Annotated in this window: 11 protein-coding genes; 4 read left to right on the top strand and 7 right to left on the bottom strand. The window is 69.3% G+C overall.

Features of this window, described 5'->3' with window-relative positions; genetic code table 11:
- Positions 1–13: 13 nt before the first annotated feature.
- The 4 genes from fetB to E1H18_RS17165 are packed head-to-tail and all read right to left on the bottom strand — an operon-like array spanning position 14 to position 3539.
- Positions 14–805 carry an iron export ABC transporter permease subunit FetB gene (gene fetB, locus E1H18_RS17180; protein ID WP_172270695.1) on the bottom strand — a complete coding sequence of 264 codons (792 nt, stop codon included), beginning with the start codon at positions 803–805 and terminating at the stop codon, positions 14–16.
- Positions 802–1428, bottom strand: coding sequence for an ATP-binding cassette domain-containing protein (locus E1H18_RS17175; protein ID WP_172270693.1), 627 nt, complete (start codon positions 1426–1428; stop codon positions 802–804). The genes fetB and E1H18_RS17175 overlap by 4 nt, the downstream gene beginning before the upstream one ends.
- Before the next feature lie 49 nt (positions 1429–1477).
- A complete protein-coding gene (locus tag E1H18_RS27365) occupies positions 1478–2869 on the bottom strand; it encodes an ATP-binding protein (RefSeq protein WP_206679088.1) in 1392 nt (463 codons plus the stop codon).
- A complete protein-coding gene (locus E1H18_RS17165; RefSeq protein ID WP_172270691.1) occupies positions 2862–3539 on the bottom strand; it encodes a response regulator transcription factor in 678 nt (225 codons plus the stop codon). Before E1H18_RS17165 ends, E1H18_RS27365 begins: the two co-directional genes overlap by 8 nt.
- Before the next feature lie 160 nt (positions 3540–3699).
- Between E1H18_RS17165 and E1H18_RS17160 the strand changes: the two genes are divergently transcribed.
- Positions 3700–4227, top strand: a complete 528-nt coding sequence (locus tag E1H18_RS17160) for a hypothetical protein (RefSeq protein ID WP_172270689.1) — start codon at positions 3700–3702, stop codon at positions 4225–4227.
- A 5-nt stretch (positions 4228–4232) separates the two neighbouring features.
- On the opposite strand, the gene E1H18_RS17155 is transcribed toward E1H18_RS17160, so the two are convergent.
- From E1H18_RS17155 to E1H18_RS17145, 3 genes are all read right to left on the bottom strand, one after another.
- Entirely contained in the window at positions 4233–4967 is a 735-nt protein-coding gene (locus E1H18_RS17155; protein ID WP_172270687.1) for a tetratricopeptide repeat protein, read from the bottom strand.
- Positions 4968–5040: 73 nt separating this feature from the next.
- Entirely contained in the window at positions 5041–7350 is a 2310-nt protein-coding gene (locus tag E1H18_RS17150; RefSeq protein WP_172270685.1) for a TonB-dependent siderophore receptor, read from the bottom strand.
- Positions 7351–7576: 226 nt separating this feature from the next.
- Positions 7577–9769, bottom strand: coding sequence for a TonB-dependent siderophore receptor (locus E1H18_RS17145; RefSeq protein ID WP_172270683.1), 2193 nt, complete (start codon positions 9767–9769; stop codon positions 7577–7579).
- Positions 9770–10013: 244 nt separating this feature from the next.
- Between E1H18_RS17145 and E1H18_RS17140 the strand changes: the two genes are divergently transcribed.
- From E1H18_RS17140 to E1H18_RS17130, 3 genes are read left to right on the top strand one after another with little or no spacing between them, the layout of a single operon-like run.
- Complete coding sequence (locus E1H18_RS17140; protein WP_206679087.1) at positions 10014–11027, top strand: efflux RND transporter periplasmic adaptor subunit; 1014 nt, start codon at positions 10014–10016, stop codon at positions 11025–11027.
- Position 11028: 1 nt separating this feature from the next.
- Entirely contained in the window at positions 11029–14112 is a 3084-nt protein-coding gene (locus E1H18_RS17135; protein WP_172270681.1) for an efflux RND transporter permease subunit, read from the top strand.
- Positions 14109–15503: an efflux transporter outer membrane subunit gene (locus E1H18_RS17130; protein WP_172270679.1), complete on the top strand. Its 1395-nt coding sequence runs from the start codon at positions 14109–14111 to the stop codon at positions 15501–15503. Before E1H18_RS17135 ends, E1H18_RS17130 begins: the two co-directional genes overlap by 4 nt.
- The last annotated feature ends 6 nt before the right edge of the window (positions 15504–15509 follow it).

Here is a 15509-nt window from a genome sequence, read left to right as displayed (position 1 = left end):
AACCCTCGAAACCTCAGTACAGCCGGTCCAACCGCAGGCGCTGACGTTCGTCGGTCAGGCGCGTCACGGTCAGCCAGGCGATCGCCAGGCTCGCCAAGCCGCTGGCGCCGGCCAGCAGGAACATCAGCAGGATCTGGTATTTGACCGCCTCGACCGGATCGAGCCCGGCCAGGATCTGGCCGGTCATGATGCCCGGCAGGGTGATGATACCCGCCGCCGACATCTGATTGATGACAGGCATCAGACCCCGTCGCAGGCTCTCGCGCAGCAGCGGTCCCATGGCCTTTTGGAAGGGAACGCCCAGGCCCAGCTGAGCCTCGATCGCCCCCCGCTCGCGCCGCACGCCGCCCAGCAGGCCGTCGAAGGTCAGGCTGCCGGCGTTCAGCACCGAGCCCAGAATGATCCCGGCCAGCGGGATGGCGTAGCGCGGATCGTACCAGGGCTGGGGTCGGATGGCGGTGGCCAGGGCCAGGCCCGCCGTGACGAAGATGGCCAGGAGAACGCTGGCCGCGCTCAACAGATGGCCTGCCAGGCCCTTGAAGCGTCGGGCGGGTCGGGTGGCGATCTCGCGCGCGGCGATCAACGACATCAGCATCACGACGGCGAAGGTCGCCAGCGGGCTGTTCAGGGCGAAGACGAAGCGCAGCAGATAGCCCACCGCCACCAACTGCACGACCATGCGCAGGCCCGCCCAAAGCACCTGGCGATGCAGCTGCAGGCGCAGGACCACCGAGATGACCGCGTCCAGCACCACCAGCAGCGCGGCCAGGGCCAGGTCGGTGGGCGTCAGGACGATCGGGCTCACGCCGCCGCCTCCAGGCGTCCGTCGATCATCCGATAGCGCGCAGCCGCCAGGCGCTGGGCCTGGCCCGCGTCGTGGGAGACCATCAGCAGGACGCCGCCCGCGGCGATCCGCTCGGCCAGCACTGCCTCGACGGCGGCGGTCGACAGCGGGTCCAGCGGCCCCGTCGGCTCGTCCAGCAGCAGTAGCGGCGGCTCCAGGACCAGGGCGCGGATCAGGGCCAGACGCTGGCGCTCGCCAGTCGACAGACGCGAGACCGGGCCATCCCAGGCGCGCACGTTGACGCCCAGCCGCGTGGCCAGGGCCTGGGCGGCGGCCAGGTGCGACGGCTGGAAATGGTCGGCCAGCAGATCGGCCCACCAGGCGCTCTCGGCGGCGACATAGGGCGCCAGCGTCCGCCAGGCGGGGCCGCTCATCTGGCTGCGCGACACGCCGCCGAGCTCGACCTCGCCGCAGCAGGGATCCAGGTCGGCCACCATCCGCAGGAAGACGCTCTTGCCCGAACCCGAGGCGCCTGAAATCACCACCGCTTGGCCCGGCGCGACATCCAGGTCGAACGGCCCGGCCAGGTCGCTGGCCAGACCACGGAGGCTGAGGCCAACGGAAGAGAGCGACGGTCCAGGCACGATCTCTTCCTCTCGCTACACGGTGCGACGTCGCCGGTTACGCCTGGCCTCAGCGATCTTCCAGAGCTGGCAAGTCGATGACGTAGACCAGGCCGCGCTCGCTAGGGACCACACGGATCGATCCGCCGTGCGCCTCGATGATGGCCGCCACGGTCGCCAGTCCCAGGCCATGGCCCGGGGCCGAACGGGACGGGTCCAGCCGCACGAACCGCTGGAAGATCCGCTCGCGCGCCTGAGACGGCACGCCCGGACCGTCGTCGCCGAAATCGATCCTCACCCGCCGGGCTTGCGTGCTCACGGCGAGCCGGACCTGAGCGCCGGTTCCCGCATGGGTAAGGCTGTTGTCGAGCAGGTTGGACAAGGCCTGCAGCAGCAGCGGACGATCACCCCGCACCTGCGCGAGCGCGAGATCAGTGATCAGCCGCTGTCCGGCCGCCTCGAAGTCGGGTTCATAGGCCTCGGCCAGGTCGGCGATCGCTGCGGCCAGGTCCACGGGCGCGAACCGGTCGCGCACCGAATGGCCCTCGATCTCGGAAAGCGCCAACAGCCCCGACAGCAGGGCCTGCAGCTCATCGACCTCGCGCAACGCGCCTTCCAGCCCGTCCGGATCAATGGCTTGCGTCCCCGCCGTGTCGAGGTCCTCCAGGCGCGCACGCAGACGGGTCAGCGGCGTGCGCAGGTCATGGGCGATGTCGCCGGACACCTGCTTGAGATTGCTCATCAGGTCCTCGATCCGGACCAGCATCTGGTTGAGGACCTTCGCCAGCTGGTCGAACTCGCCGTCCGAGCCATCCAGGGGCATGCGGCGCGACAGGTCGCCGGCCATGATGTCCCCGGCCGCGCCGTGGATGCTCTCCAGCCGCCGCTGCACGACCCGCCCGAACCAGAACGTCGCCAGCACGGCGACCGCCGCCACCAGGCCGACCTGCATCAGAGCCAGGCGGATCATCTTGCGGTCGACCGCCATCAGGGCGCTGCGATCGGCCACGACGACCAGACGGCCGCCGCCATCCAGCGCCAGGTTCATCGCCTGGGCGACGCCCGCCGAACCGTCCGGCCGGCGATAGCGCGCAAACTCCGACCAGCCGGCCTTGGGCATAGCTCCGTCGAAGTCGCCGCCGCGCCGGCGCCCTTCGGCGTCGACCACCAGATAGCCCATCCGACTGTCGGTCTCGGATCGTCCTGACAGATAGCCGATCGTACCCCGGGCCGCCGATCGCGCCCGGTCGTCGACCTCTCGGACCAGGGTCTCGAAGTCAGTGCGGCGGTAGGTCCCCAGCAGCGCCTGGGTCTCCAGCTCGATCCGGCGATCCAGCTGCCGCTCGATCTCATGGTGCACGAGGCTGAAGGTCATGACCCCGACGACCAGGGTCAACAGGCAAGACACGCCCGCCACTACCAGGCTGAGGCCGCGGATCGTGCGCGGCGCGCGCTTAAACACTGTCTTCCATCAGATAGCCGGAGCCCCGCACGGTGCGGATGGCGCTGCGGGAAAAGCCTTCGTTGAGCTTGCTGCGCAGGCGCGACATGTGGGTCTCGACGATGTTGGTCTTGGGATCGAAGCCGAAGTTCCAGACCTGGTCCAGCAGCATGGTGCGGGTGACGACGCGGCCGGGATTGCGCATCAGCTGCTCCAGCAGCGTAAACTCGCGCGGCTGCAGCTCGACCGCCTTGCCGCCCCGCCGGACCTCGCGTCGCAGCAGGTTCATCTCGACGTCCGCCACCTTGAGGATCGCCGCCGCTTCGCTACCCAGCGGGCGACGCCCCAGGGCCGTGACGCGCGCGGCCAGTTCGGCGAAGGCGAACGGCTTGACCAGATAGTCGTCGGCGCCCTCCTCCAGGCCGGCGACCCGGTCGGCGATCTGGGACTTGGCGGTCAGCATCAGCACCGGCGTCGCATGGCCCGCGGCCCGGACCGCCTTCAGCACCGTCAGGCCGTCGAGGCCCGGCACCATGCGGTCCAGAACGATGACGTCGAACCGGTCCGCGAGCAGGCGGGTGATCGCGGTGACGCCGTCGCCGGCGACCTCCACCTGATGCCCCTTCTCTTTCAGTCCCCGCGCGATGAAGGCGGCCGTGTCGGCGTCATCCTCAAGTAGGAAGATGTTCAAGGCCAAGGCCCCCAACGCGGCGGCAATCGAGCGCGAAGTTTAACGGCAGATTGCCCGAACTATACATTTTCCCAACATTGACGCGCAGACGTCGACAGGCGTGGTCCAGACTGCTCATGAAGCAATTGGATCGCATTATCACGGCCTCTTTCGCTCCACCATGTCTCAAGCTCGCGCCCTCTATCGGTTGAACGGCCAAAGGCTGCGGGCCCGCGTGGGCGGCCCGTTGGCGCCGCGCGTCGCGCCGCCGCAGACGGCCGCGATCGACCCGGCGACGCTGCATGACGTGCAACGGCCCAGCGTCGTCGAGCGCTGCGAGCAACTGGGCGTGCGCCTCACGGAAAAGCGCCGCCGCCTGGCCGAAGTTCTCGACATGGTGCCCTCGCCGATCGACCTCGAGGCGGTGTGGTGGAAGGCGGTCGAACTGCAGATCGATGTCAACCGCTCCTCGCTGCACCGGATGTGCAACGACCTGGTCGAGGTCGGCGTGCTCAACGAGATCGGCCTCGCCGACCGGCGCGGCCGCTACGCCACGCCGCCGGCGGTCAGCCTGGCGATCACCACCGCCGAAGGCGAGACGGTGTCGGTGAGCGATGATGCGACCTTGGTCGAACTGCTGATCGAGGCCCTGGCCAGGACCGGGATCGAAGCCTCCGGCCGACGGATCATCGTCTCGGTCGAAGACTGAGCCCGTCACCCCGCCGCCAGGCGCTCGGCCAAAGCCCGGTAGGCGTCGATCGGAGCGGTGCGCAGCAAGGCGACCATCTTGGCGATAAAGGCCGGGGTCGCGGTCGTCGCGGCGGCCTCGAACCGAGCCAAGGCGCCGCTGATATCGCCCTCCGACGCCAGCGCCCGGCCCAGATTGAAGTGACCGCGGAAGTCGCCGCCATCCGCGGCGCGCTGGTAGCATTCCTTCGCCTGGGCCAGGTCGCGCTCGACCTCCCAGCCGTCCTCATAGAAGCCGCCCAGGACGTTGATCGACTTGGCGTGGCCCAGGGCCGCGGCCTTCTGGAACCAGGCCAGGGCGCCCGCGCGGTCGACCGGACCGGCGTCGCCCAGCATCAGCCGGGTGGCGTGGTTGTACATCCCCCAGTCGCCGCCCTGCTCGGCGGCCCGACGATACCAGTCGGCGGCGATGACGATGTCGGCTGCGACGCCCCAGCCGTTCTCATGGCAGCGTCCGACCATGTTGAGCGCCATCGGCTCGCCGGCCTCCGCGGCCTTCCGGAACCAGCCCAGCGCCGCGGCCGGATCGGCCGGACCGCCGAAAGCGTCCAGCAGCATCTGGCCCAGCAGCGCCTGAGCCGCGGCCGAGCCCTTGACGGCCAGGTCGCTCGCGGTCGCCCGGGCGACCTCGGGAGACCCGGACATCAGGGTGGCGACATCCTCGGCGACGAGGGTGCGGATCGGAAACGAGAAGGCGCTCATGGCTCAGCCCAAATGAAAGCGCCGCCCCGACGCGATGCGCCGAGGCGGCTGGCTCGACCCTTCCGGAGAAGGATCAGAACCGGGCGTTCAGCGACAGCACCGCTGAGCGCCCGGGGGCGATGGTGGCGTAGTGGGTCGGATAGGCCTGGGTGAAATAGACCTCGTCGGTCAGGTTCTGGATGTTCAGCTGGGCGGTCATCCGGTCGTTGATGACGAACGTGGCGCTGGCGTCGAAGCGCCAGTAGTCCGGCACGAACTTGGGCAGGGCCGGATTGGTGCTGCCCATGACCTTGGCCATGTAGTTGGCGCCGCCGCCCACCGTCAGTCGCGGCAGGACATCATAGGTGGTCCACAGCGAGAAGCTGCTCTTGGGCGTGTTGGGGAAGGGCTGGCCGTCGGTCAGGCCCGCCGCCGCGCCCGAGCCGCCGTTCTTGACCAGGATGGCGTCCAGATAGGTGTAGCCGCCGAACACATCCCACTTGTCGGTGATCGCACCGGAAGCGCCGACCTCGAAGCCGCGGACTCGCTTCTCGCCGGCCATGGCCACCGTGCCGTCGGTCTGGGTGATGCGGGCGTTGGTGGTCTTGACCTCGAAAGCCGCGCCGGTCAGCGACAGCTTGCCGCCGAACACGTCCCACTTCGCGCCGGCTTCCAGCGTGTGGTTCTTCTCGGGGCTGAGGGCGGCGTTGACGTCGCTGCTGAGCGGCGTGCTCTCGCTGCCTTGGGCGATCGAGCTGCCCGAGGGGGTCGAGGCCGTGGCGTAGGAGACGTAGAGCGCAGCGGCTTCGACCGGCTTGTAGACGACGGCCGCCTGGTAGTTCCACAGCTTGTCAGTGCGGCTGAAGGTGCTGCGGGCGAACGGCGTGGCCGCAGCGCGGGCGCTGGTGAAGCGCGCGTCGTAGTCGTCGTAGCGGACGCCCAGGTTCACCTGCCAGTTCGGGTTCAGCTCGATCGTGTCGAAGGCGTAGACCGACTTGGTGACCGTGCGGGCGTTGGTCGGATTGGCGTTGCGCGTGATCGTGCCGGTGAAGGCGTCGTCGGGGTTGGGATTGTTCACGCTGGTGCACAGCAGCGCGGTGATCGCCGCCGAGCTACAGGCCGCCAGCGCCGCATTGGTCGAAACCACCCCATTGTAGGTGACCACGTAGCTGTCGTTCTCGCCTTCCTCGCGCGAGAACTCCAGGCCGGTGGCGAAGTTGTGGACGACGCCGCCGGTGGTGAACTTGCCGTAGAAATCGGTCTGGTTGGTCAGATAGCTGACCTCGGTCACGCGGCTGTTGGGCCGGCGCCAGATCAGGCCGTAATAGATGTTGCCCTTGCTGTCGTCGGGCTGGGTCCAGATGTAGTCCTGGGCGCTCTCGGCGTAGCGGGTGGTGTTGCGCAGGTGCAGGTCGTGGCCGAAGTCATGCTCCAGGCGCACGGTGGCCATGTCGACGCGTTCCTTGCGGAAGTCGCGGTTCTTCATGCCGTAGTAGGTCGAGCGGTCGACCTTGATCGGCGAGCCGTCGCCGGCCTGCAGCACCCGCACGCGGCCATCGGTGCGAGCCACGAAGTTGGGGTTGCTGTAGGGGATGCCGCTGTCGGGCAGGTCGTCGCTCTCGAGGTGATAGTAACTGACCGTCGCGCGGGTGGGCGAGCCCAGGCCGAAGGCGATCGACGGCGCGACGCCCCAGCGGCTCTGATTGACTTCATCGCGACCGGCCACGCCGGCGTCGTGGACCATCAGGTTCAGGCGGACGGCCACGCCGTCGGCGACCACGTGATTCACGTCGAAGGTGGCGCGCTTGTAGTCGGCCGTGCCGACCCCGACCTGGCCGCTGATCGCGTTCGTGCGGTTCGGCGTCTTGTTGTTGATGTAGATGCCGCCGCCGGCTCCGCCGCGTCCGGCATAGCTGCCGCTGGCGCCCTTGATGACCTCGACGCTCTCGGTGTTGAACACTTCGCGCGACTGGGCGCCGATGTCGCGCAGGCCGTCGACGAAGGTGCTGGACTGAGCGTCATAGCCGCGCAGGAACGGCCGGTCGCCGACCGGATTGCCGCCCTCGCCGGCCCCGAAGGTGATGCCCGGCACGGTGCGCAGGGCGTCGACCAGGCTGGTCGAGCCGGTCGACTGGATCAGGTCCTGCGAGATGACGGTGATCGACTTGGGCGTGTCGCGCAGCGGCGCGGTCTGCTTGGGCGAGGTGTTCGACTTGCGGGCGTCGATCTGGACGCCGCTGACTTCGGAAGACTGGTCGTCGGCCGGCGCGGTGGCGATCGCGCCATCGTCGGTCTCGGCATGAACCAGGGCCGGCAGGCCAAGACCGGCGACGCCCGCCACGGCGGCGACGCTCAGCACGCGCCCGCGACGGCTGCGGACGCCGTTGTTCACAGTCGATTTCATAGCAAAATCCCCAACACTCACCCGGTCTTGGGAAGAGGCCGAGCGCTACCTAACAATGCGAAGCGCTCTTAACTGCGACACACTACGACATCAATGAGAAGCATTCGCGATACGCATTGATTATTCCCAATGAAAAAGGGCGCGAACATTGGGATTTCCCAATGTTCGCGCCCTCGTGCTCTTCGAGACGCGTCAGGACCGCGTCGAATTCCTCAACTTGCGAACGCTAGAAGCGCGCCGTGAGGGCCACCTTCACCGCACGGGGAGAGCCTGGGGTGATGTTGTCGTTGGAGTGGGCGAAGACGTAGTAGTGCTTGTCGAGCAGGTTCTCGACGTTCAGCTGCACGTTGACCTGGTCCGACAGAGTGTAGAACACCGCACCGTCCACGCGCTCGAAGCCCGGCATGGCCACGATGTTGTCGGTCGCCGCGTAGCGCTTGCCCTGCACCACCGCGCCCAGGCCAAGACCCAGCTTCGGGGTGACGTTGTAGCGGGTCCAGAGCGAGCCGCTGTGCTTGGGCAGGTTGGCCAGTTGGTTGCCCGCCCGCACCGTGCCCGAAACGGTGTCCAGGAACGTGCCGTCCGAATAGCTGTAGGCGGCCACGAAGCTCCACTGGGCGGTCAGCTCGCCCGTGGCGCTGGCCTCGAAACCCTTGGTGCGCTGCTTGCCGATCGGCACGGTCGGCGAGGCGGCGTTGTTGGGATCCGACAGCGCCAGGACGTTGCTGCGGTCCAGCTGGAACACGGCGGCCGTGACGTTGAACGCCGGGCTGATGTCCCACTTGGCGCCCAGCTCCAGGTTCTGGAACTCTTCCGGATCCAGGTTCTGGTTGCTGATCGACAGGCCGGTCAGCTGGTCGCCGCCGCGCGGCAGATAGGTGCGCGAATAGCCGGCATATACCGAGGCGTTCTCGACCGGCTTCCAGATCAGGCCGACACGCGGCGACCACAGCTTGTCGGTGACGTCGAACACGCGCTGCTGGCTGGCCGGGAAGCCGACGGTGCGGCGGTCGGTGACATTGGTGTTGAACTCTTCGTAGCGTACGCCGGCGACCAGCTTCAGCTGGCTGGTCAGCGACACTTGGTCTTGGACGTAAGCCGCCTTGACCGTCGTCGTGCCCTTGTTGTCGCCGCTCGAAGCAATGGCCACCCAGGTGGTCGGCAGGCGCTGGTTCGAGGCCGAGATCGGCAGGGTCACGGACGCTGCGCCGCCGGCGAAGCGGCCTTCCAGACGACGGTTTTCGGTGATCTGGCGGCCATATTCGAAGCCGGCCAGGATGGTGTGCTCCATGCCGCCCGCGTCGACCGTCAGGTTCAGGTCGGTCTGATTCAGGAAGTTCTGGCGCTGGGTGGTCTGGTTGTAGGCCGAGATCGGAACGGTGGTCTGGGCCCCATTGACCGCGCCGGTGAAGACGTTCTGGTAGAATTTGTCGTAGTCGGCGTAGCGGGTGCGGTTACGCAGGCTGAACCGGTCGCTGAAGCTGTGCTCGACGAAGACCGTGGCCGCATCGGTATTGGTCCAGGTCAAGCTGCCCTCGGAGTCGCCGAAGAACTGGCCCCGCGGAGTCTTCAGCGGCTTGGCCACCTTGCCGGCGACGCGGAACTCCGACGGGACGCCACGGTCGGCGATGCGGTCGTCCTCGAAGTGCTCATAGCCCAGCTGCAGGACGGTGGCCTGGCCCAGGCGGACGACGGCGGTCGGGTTGACGCCCCAGCGCTTGTTGTCGACGCCGTCGCGATAGCTGCCGCTGTCCTGCCAGACGCCCGTCAGGCGCAGGGCCAAGGTGTCGTTGACCGCGCCGCCGATGTCGCCCTGCAGGCGCTTGTGGCTGTAGCTGCCCAGCTCGGCGCGAACCTCGCGCACGGGGTTCCAGCCGGCGACCTTGGTCACGCGATTGATCACGCCGCCGATGCCGCCCCGGCCGAAGATCATGGCGTTGGGGCCGCGGAAGATCTCCAGGCGGTCGATGTTGTAGAGGTCGCGATAGGTCTGGATGTCGTCACGCACGCCATCGACAAAGAAGTCGCCGGTGGTCGAGTTGCCGCGCAGGACCAGGGTCTCGCGGTTGCCCTCGCCCTGGGCCGAGAAGATGCCGGGGGTGTAGCGGACGGCGTCGCCGATGCTGCCGGCGGCCTGGTCGTTGATCTGCTTGATCGAGACGACGCTGACGGCCTGCGGCACGTCGATCAGGTCGGTGTCGGTGCGCGTGGCCGAGGTCGAACGGGTGATCTTGTAGCTGGACTTCGACTCCTGCTCGCGCTTGGCGCCGTGAACCGTGACGCTGGAGACGGCCGTGCCGTCCTGTTCGGCGGGCGTCGCTTCGTCGGCGACGGCGGCGGCGGTGGCCAGGAACGAGGCGGCGGTGGCCAGCAGCAAGGCGCGCAGCGTCGCGCCGCGGAAAGCGGGTTTGGTCGACATGAGAATGATCCCCGGTGGGTCCGCTTAGGTGCGAACGATTTTCATTCTCGCGTCATAGCGCCGTGATCCGGACGGTTCAGCCGGAAAGCCCGAACCTTCGCGACATGTATAAAATGCGCAATGAAACCGTAATGTCGGCCCGACAGAGCTCGTAACCTTCGGAGATCGTATAGCGGAGGCCATGGGGACCCAAGGCCTGCCCCGTCATCAACGTCGCGGATCATCCACCTGAGGAGACCGCGTCTTGGCGCCCCCATCGACCCCCGCCCGTCTTCTCGCTCCCGAGACCCTGGCCCTGCTGGGCGCCTGCTTGGCCCTGACCGCCTGCGGCCCCGGCAAGCCCGCCGCCTCGCACGTCAAGCCGGCCAAGGTCGAGGCGATCGGTCACGAGACCGAGCTGATGCGCCTGACCCTCACCCAGCAGGCCGAAAATCGCCTGGGCCTGAAGTACGCTACGGTCGAATCCGGTTCGGCCCGCCAGAGCCGCGCCCTGCATGGCGAGGTCATGGCCTCGCCGGCCGCTGGCGGGCTGCCCGTCACCACCAGCCAGGATCTCGGCGCGCTGGCCGCATCCCAGGCCCGCGCGGACGGCGAGGTCGGACGCCTGACCGCCGAAGCCGAAGTCGCCCGCCGCGCCTTCGAGCGCGCCCAGGCCCTGGTCCGCGAGGGCGCCGGCAGCCTGCGCGCCCAGGACGAAGCCGAGTCGGTCCTTGGCGCGGCCCGCGCCAACCTCGCCGCCGCGCGGCAACAACGGGCGCTGCTGGGTCCGCGGCTGACCGGCCAGGCGCAATCAGCCCACATCTGGATCAAGGTTCCGGTCTTCGTCGGCGATCTGGCCAGCCTGGATCGAGACGGCGCCGCCCAGGTGCGGCCGTTGGGCGGCGACAGCCAGGCGATGCTGGCCCGCCCCGTCGCCGGTCCACCCTCCGCCAGCCCGACGGCCGGCGCGGTGGACCTTTACTACGCCCTGGCCAATCCCGGCGGTCGACTGCGACTGGGCGAACGGGTCTCGGTCTCGCTGCCGGTCGGCGGTCAGGACACTGGCCTGATCATCCCCGCCTCCGCACTGCTGCGCGACATCCATGGCGGCGAGTGGGTCTATGTCCGCACCAAGCCCCAGACCTTCGAGCGGCGGCGGGTCGAGACGGCCAGCCAGCAGGGCGACCGCGTCGTGCTGGCGCGCGGCCTGAGCGCTGGACAGCTGGTGGTCTCCGCCGGCGCCGCCGAACTGTTCGGCACGGAATTCGGAGCCAAGTAAGATGCTGACCTGGCTTGTTCGAAGCGCGCTGCAGCAGCGCGTGCTGGTGATCGCCATCGCCCTGGTGCTGGTGCTGATGGGCCTGCGGGCCACGCGCGACGTGCCGCTAGACGTCTTCCCCGAATTCGCCCCGCCGATGGTCGAGGTGCAGACCGAGGGCCCGGGCCTCTCGACCGAAGAGGTCGAGAACCTGGTGACCGTACCGCTGGAGGCCGCCGTCAACGGTGTGCCGGGCCTTGCGACCCTGCGCTCGAAGTCGGTGCTGGGCCTGTCGTCGGTCGTGCTGATCTTCAAGGAAGGCACCGACGTCGTGCGCGCCCGCCAGCTGGTCCAGGAGCGGGTGGCGATGATCGCGCCGCGCCTGCCGACCAGCGTCCGGCCGCCGGTCATGTTGCCGCCGCTGTCGGCGACCAGCCGGGCGATGAAGATCGGCCTGTCGTCCAAGACCATGGACCAGATGGCCCTGTCGGAACTGGTGCGCTGGACCATGAAACCGCGCCTGATGGCCGTGCCCGGCGTCGCCAATGTCGCCGTCTGGGGCCAGCGAGATCCGCAGCTGCAGGTGCTGGTCGATCCGGCCCGCCTGAACGCCGCCGGCGTCACCCTGGCCGAGGTGCAGCGCGCCGCCGGCGACGCGGCGGTGGTCGGCGGCGGCGGTTTCGTCGACACGCCCAACCAGCGCCTGGCCGTCCGCCACCTGGCTCCCGCCGTTACCGCCGAGGACCTGGCCCGCACGGTGATCAAACTGTCCGGCGGCGCTCCCGTCCGGCTGGGCGACGTCGCCGAGGTGGTGCGCGGCCACGCCGCCCCGATCGGCAGCGCCATCATCAATGACGGCCCGGGCCTGCTGCTGATCGTCGAGAAGCAGCAGGGCGGCAACACGCTGGAGGTCACGCGCGGCATCGAGGCGGCGCTGGCCGAGCTGAAGCCCGGCCTGACCGGCGTCGAAATCGACTCGACCATCTTTCGTCCCGCCACCTTCATCGAACGCTCGATCGGCAACCTGACCAACGCCCTGTGGCTGGGCTGCGCCCTGGTGGCCATCGTGCTGATCGCCTTCACCCGCGACTGGCGCTCGGCGACCATCAGCCTGACAGCCATCCCGCTGTCGCTGCTGGGCGCGGCCCTGGTGCTGTCGTGGAGCGGCGCCAGCATCAACACCATGGTCATCGCCGGCCTGGTCATCGCCTTGGGCGAGATCGTCGACGACGCCATCATCGACGTCGAGAACATCGGCCGCCGCCTGCGCCTGAACCGCGCCTTGGACAACCCCGCGCCGCCGTTGCAGGTGGTGCTGCAGGCCTCGCTGGAGGTGCGCAGCGCGGTGGTATTCGCCAGCCTGATCGTGATGCTGGTGTTCCTGCCGATCTTCTTCCTGGAAGGCGTATCGGGTTCCTTCTTCCGCCCGCTGGCCACCGCCTACATCCTGGCCATCGGAACCTCGCTGCTGGTCGCCCTGACCGTGACGCCGGCCCTCTGCCTGTTCCTGCTGCCCAAGGCCGCCGGCCACGCCAAGGAGCCGAAATTCGTGCAAGGCCTGAAGGCTCGCTACCGCGCCTTCCTGCCCAGCGTCCTGCACCGCCCGCGCCTGGCGGTCGGGATCATCATCGGCGGCCTGGCCCTGGCCGGCGTCGGTTCGCTGTTCACCAAGGACCAGTTCCTGCCGAACTTCCGCGAGACCGACTTCCTGATGCATTTCGTCGAGAAACCGGGCACCTCGATCGACGCCATGGACCGCGTGACGATCCAGGCCTCGCGTGAGCTGCGCTCCATCCCCGGCGTCCGCAACTTCGGCGCCCACATCGGCCGCGCCGAGGGCGGCGACGAGGTCTATGGCCCACACTTCACCGAGCTGTGGGTCAGCCTGGACGAGAAGGCCGACTACGACGCCAGCGTCGCCAAGATCCAGGAAGTCATCGACGGCTATCCCGGCCTCTATCGCGACGTGCTGACCTATCTGCGCGAACGCATCAAGGAGGTGCTGACCGGCGCCGGCGCCAGCATCGTGGTCCGGATCTACGGGCCCGAGGTCGAGGGTCTGCGCAACACCGCCGAGACCGTCCGCGCCGCCCTGGCCGGCGTGCCGGGCGTCACCGAGCTGAAGGTCGAGCAGCAGACCCTGATCCCGCAGATCCAGATCCAACCCCGGCCCGAGGCCCTGGCCGCCTACGGCCTGACGCCCGGCGAGGTCCGCCGCGCCGTCAGCACGGTGATCGCCGGAACCAAGGTCGGCGAGGTCTATCGCGATCAGGTCAGCAACGACGTCACCGTCTGGGGCGTCCCGGCCGTGCGCGGCGACCTGCATGCGATCGGCGACCTGCAGATCACCACCCCGCTTGGCGCCCAGGTCCGACTGTCGGAAGTGGCGCGGGTGCAGGTCGCCCCGGCCGCCAACGAGATCAAGCGCGAGAACGGCTCACGCCGGATCGACGTGACCCTGAACGTCGCTGGTAGCGACCTCGGGACCGTGGCCCGCGCCGTCGAGGCCAAGGTCGCAGGCGTGCGCTTCGCCCAGGGCTACCACCCCGAGGTGCTGGGCGAATACGCCGAGCGCCAGGCCTCGTCGCAGCGGCTGTCGATGCTGGGCGCCCTGTGCTTTGTCGGCGTGCTGCTGCTGGTCTGGCTGGAGTTCCGCTCCCTGCGGATCACCGCCCTGGTCGCCGTCAGCCTGCCGTTCGCCCTGCTGGGCGGGGTGATCGCCGTGCTGCTGTCGGGCGGAACCATGTCCCTAGGCTCGGTCGTCGGCTTCGTCACCGTGCTGGGCATCTCGGCCCGCAACGGCATCATGATGCTGAGCCACTTCCAGCACCTGGAGCGGCACGAAGGCGAGACCTTCGGCCCAGGCCTGATCCTGCGCGGGGCCGAGGAGCGGCTGGCCCCGATCCTGATGACCGCCGCCTGCGCCGCCCTGGCCCTGCTGCCCCTGGTGATCAACGGCGACAAGCCCGGCCACGAGATCGAGCACCCGATGGCGCTGGTCATCCTGGGCGGCCTGGTCAGCTCGACCCTGCTGAATCTCTTGCTCATGCCGACCCTGTACGGCCGCTTCGGCCGCGCTCCCGAACCGAAAGGCCTGGCCCGATGAGGCGCTCGCTCTCCCTCCTGGCGGCGTCGGCCCTGCTGACGGCCTGCGCCACTGCGCCGACGCCCTCCCTCGCCCCGCCGGCCGCCGCCCTTGCGCCGTTCGTCGGGACCCAAGGCGCCGGCGCTCTTCCCGGCGCGCCGCCGCAGCAATGGTGGCGGCTGTTCGATGACCCGACGCTGGACGCCCATGTGCAGCGCGCCCTGGCTGCCAATCTCGATCTCCGGGTCGCTCTGGCCAATCTGGAAGCCGCCCGCGCCGCGGCCCGCCAGGCCGACGCCGCGCGTCTGCCTTCCACGATCCTGGAGAGCGGCGTCGGCCCCCAGCGCGCCGGCCGCCAGCCCAGCACCTCCGCCGTGCCCAAGACCAGCTACGAGCTGGGCGCGACCGTGGCGTTCGAGATCGATCTGTTCGGCCGTCTGCGCCAGGCCGCCCTTGCCGCCGACGCGGATGCGCAAGCCGCCCAGGCCGCCCGCGACGCGGCCGCCGTCACGGTCGCGGCCGATACGGTCGGAGCCTATCTCGACCTTTGTGTCGCCAACACTAGTCTCGCCCTCGCCCGCGAACTGGCGGCGACGCAGCAGAACGCCTTCGCCCTGGTCGAGGAACAGCTCAAGGCCGGCGAGGTGTCGCCGCTGGAGCGCGCCCAGGCCGCCACCCTGCGCGACCAGGCCGCCGCCGCCATCCCGGACCTGGAGGCCGACCGCCGCCGCGCGCTCTTCCGCCTGGCGACCTTGCAGGGCCTGCCGCCCGCTTCGACCGCCGGCTTCGACGCGTCCTGCGCGGCCATCCCCCACATCGCGTCGCCGTTCCCGGTCGGCGACGGCGCAGCCCTGCTGGCGCGGCGTCCCGACATTCGCGAGGCCGAACGCCGGCTGGCCGGAGCGGCCGCCAGGGTCGGCGTCGCCCGCGCCGATCTCTATCCACGCATTCAGCTAGGCGGTTCGGTCGGCCTGATCGGCGGCGGGAGCGACGCCTTCCTGACGCCGCTGATCACCTGGGCCTTCCCCAACCAGGCCGCCATCCGCGCCCGGATCGGCGCCGCCGACGGCGCGCGCCAAGCCGCCGCGGCCGGCTGGGAGCGGGTCGTGCTGCGCGCGCTGGAAGAGGTCGAGACGGCCCTGTCGGACTATCAGGCCCGCGCCGCGCGCCGGGAAACCCTGACGGCCGCCGCGCGATCCAGCGCCGACGCCGCCCGCCGCGCCCAGGCCCGCCAGCGACTGGGCGCCGACAACTATCTGGTCGTGGTCGACGCCGAGCGCACCCGTAACGCCGCTGCGACCCAGGCCCTGGCCGCCGAGGCTGGCGTCGCCCGCGCACAGCTCGCCGTATTCCGCGCCTTGGGCGGCGGCTGGGAAGCCGTGCCGGATGGCGTCGGCGCGTCCGATCGCTAGATTAGC

It is taken from the genome of Caulobacter sp. RHG1, assembly GCF_013181195.1.
Lineage (GTDB): Bacteria > Pseudomonadota > Alphaproteobacteria > Caulobacterales > Caulobacteraceae > Caulobacter.
The sequence above is the reverse complement of the archived record's forward strand: the minus strand, read 5'-3'. Positions and strand labels throughout refer to the sequence as shown.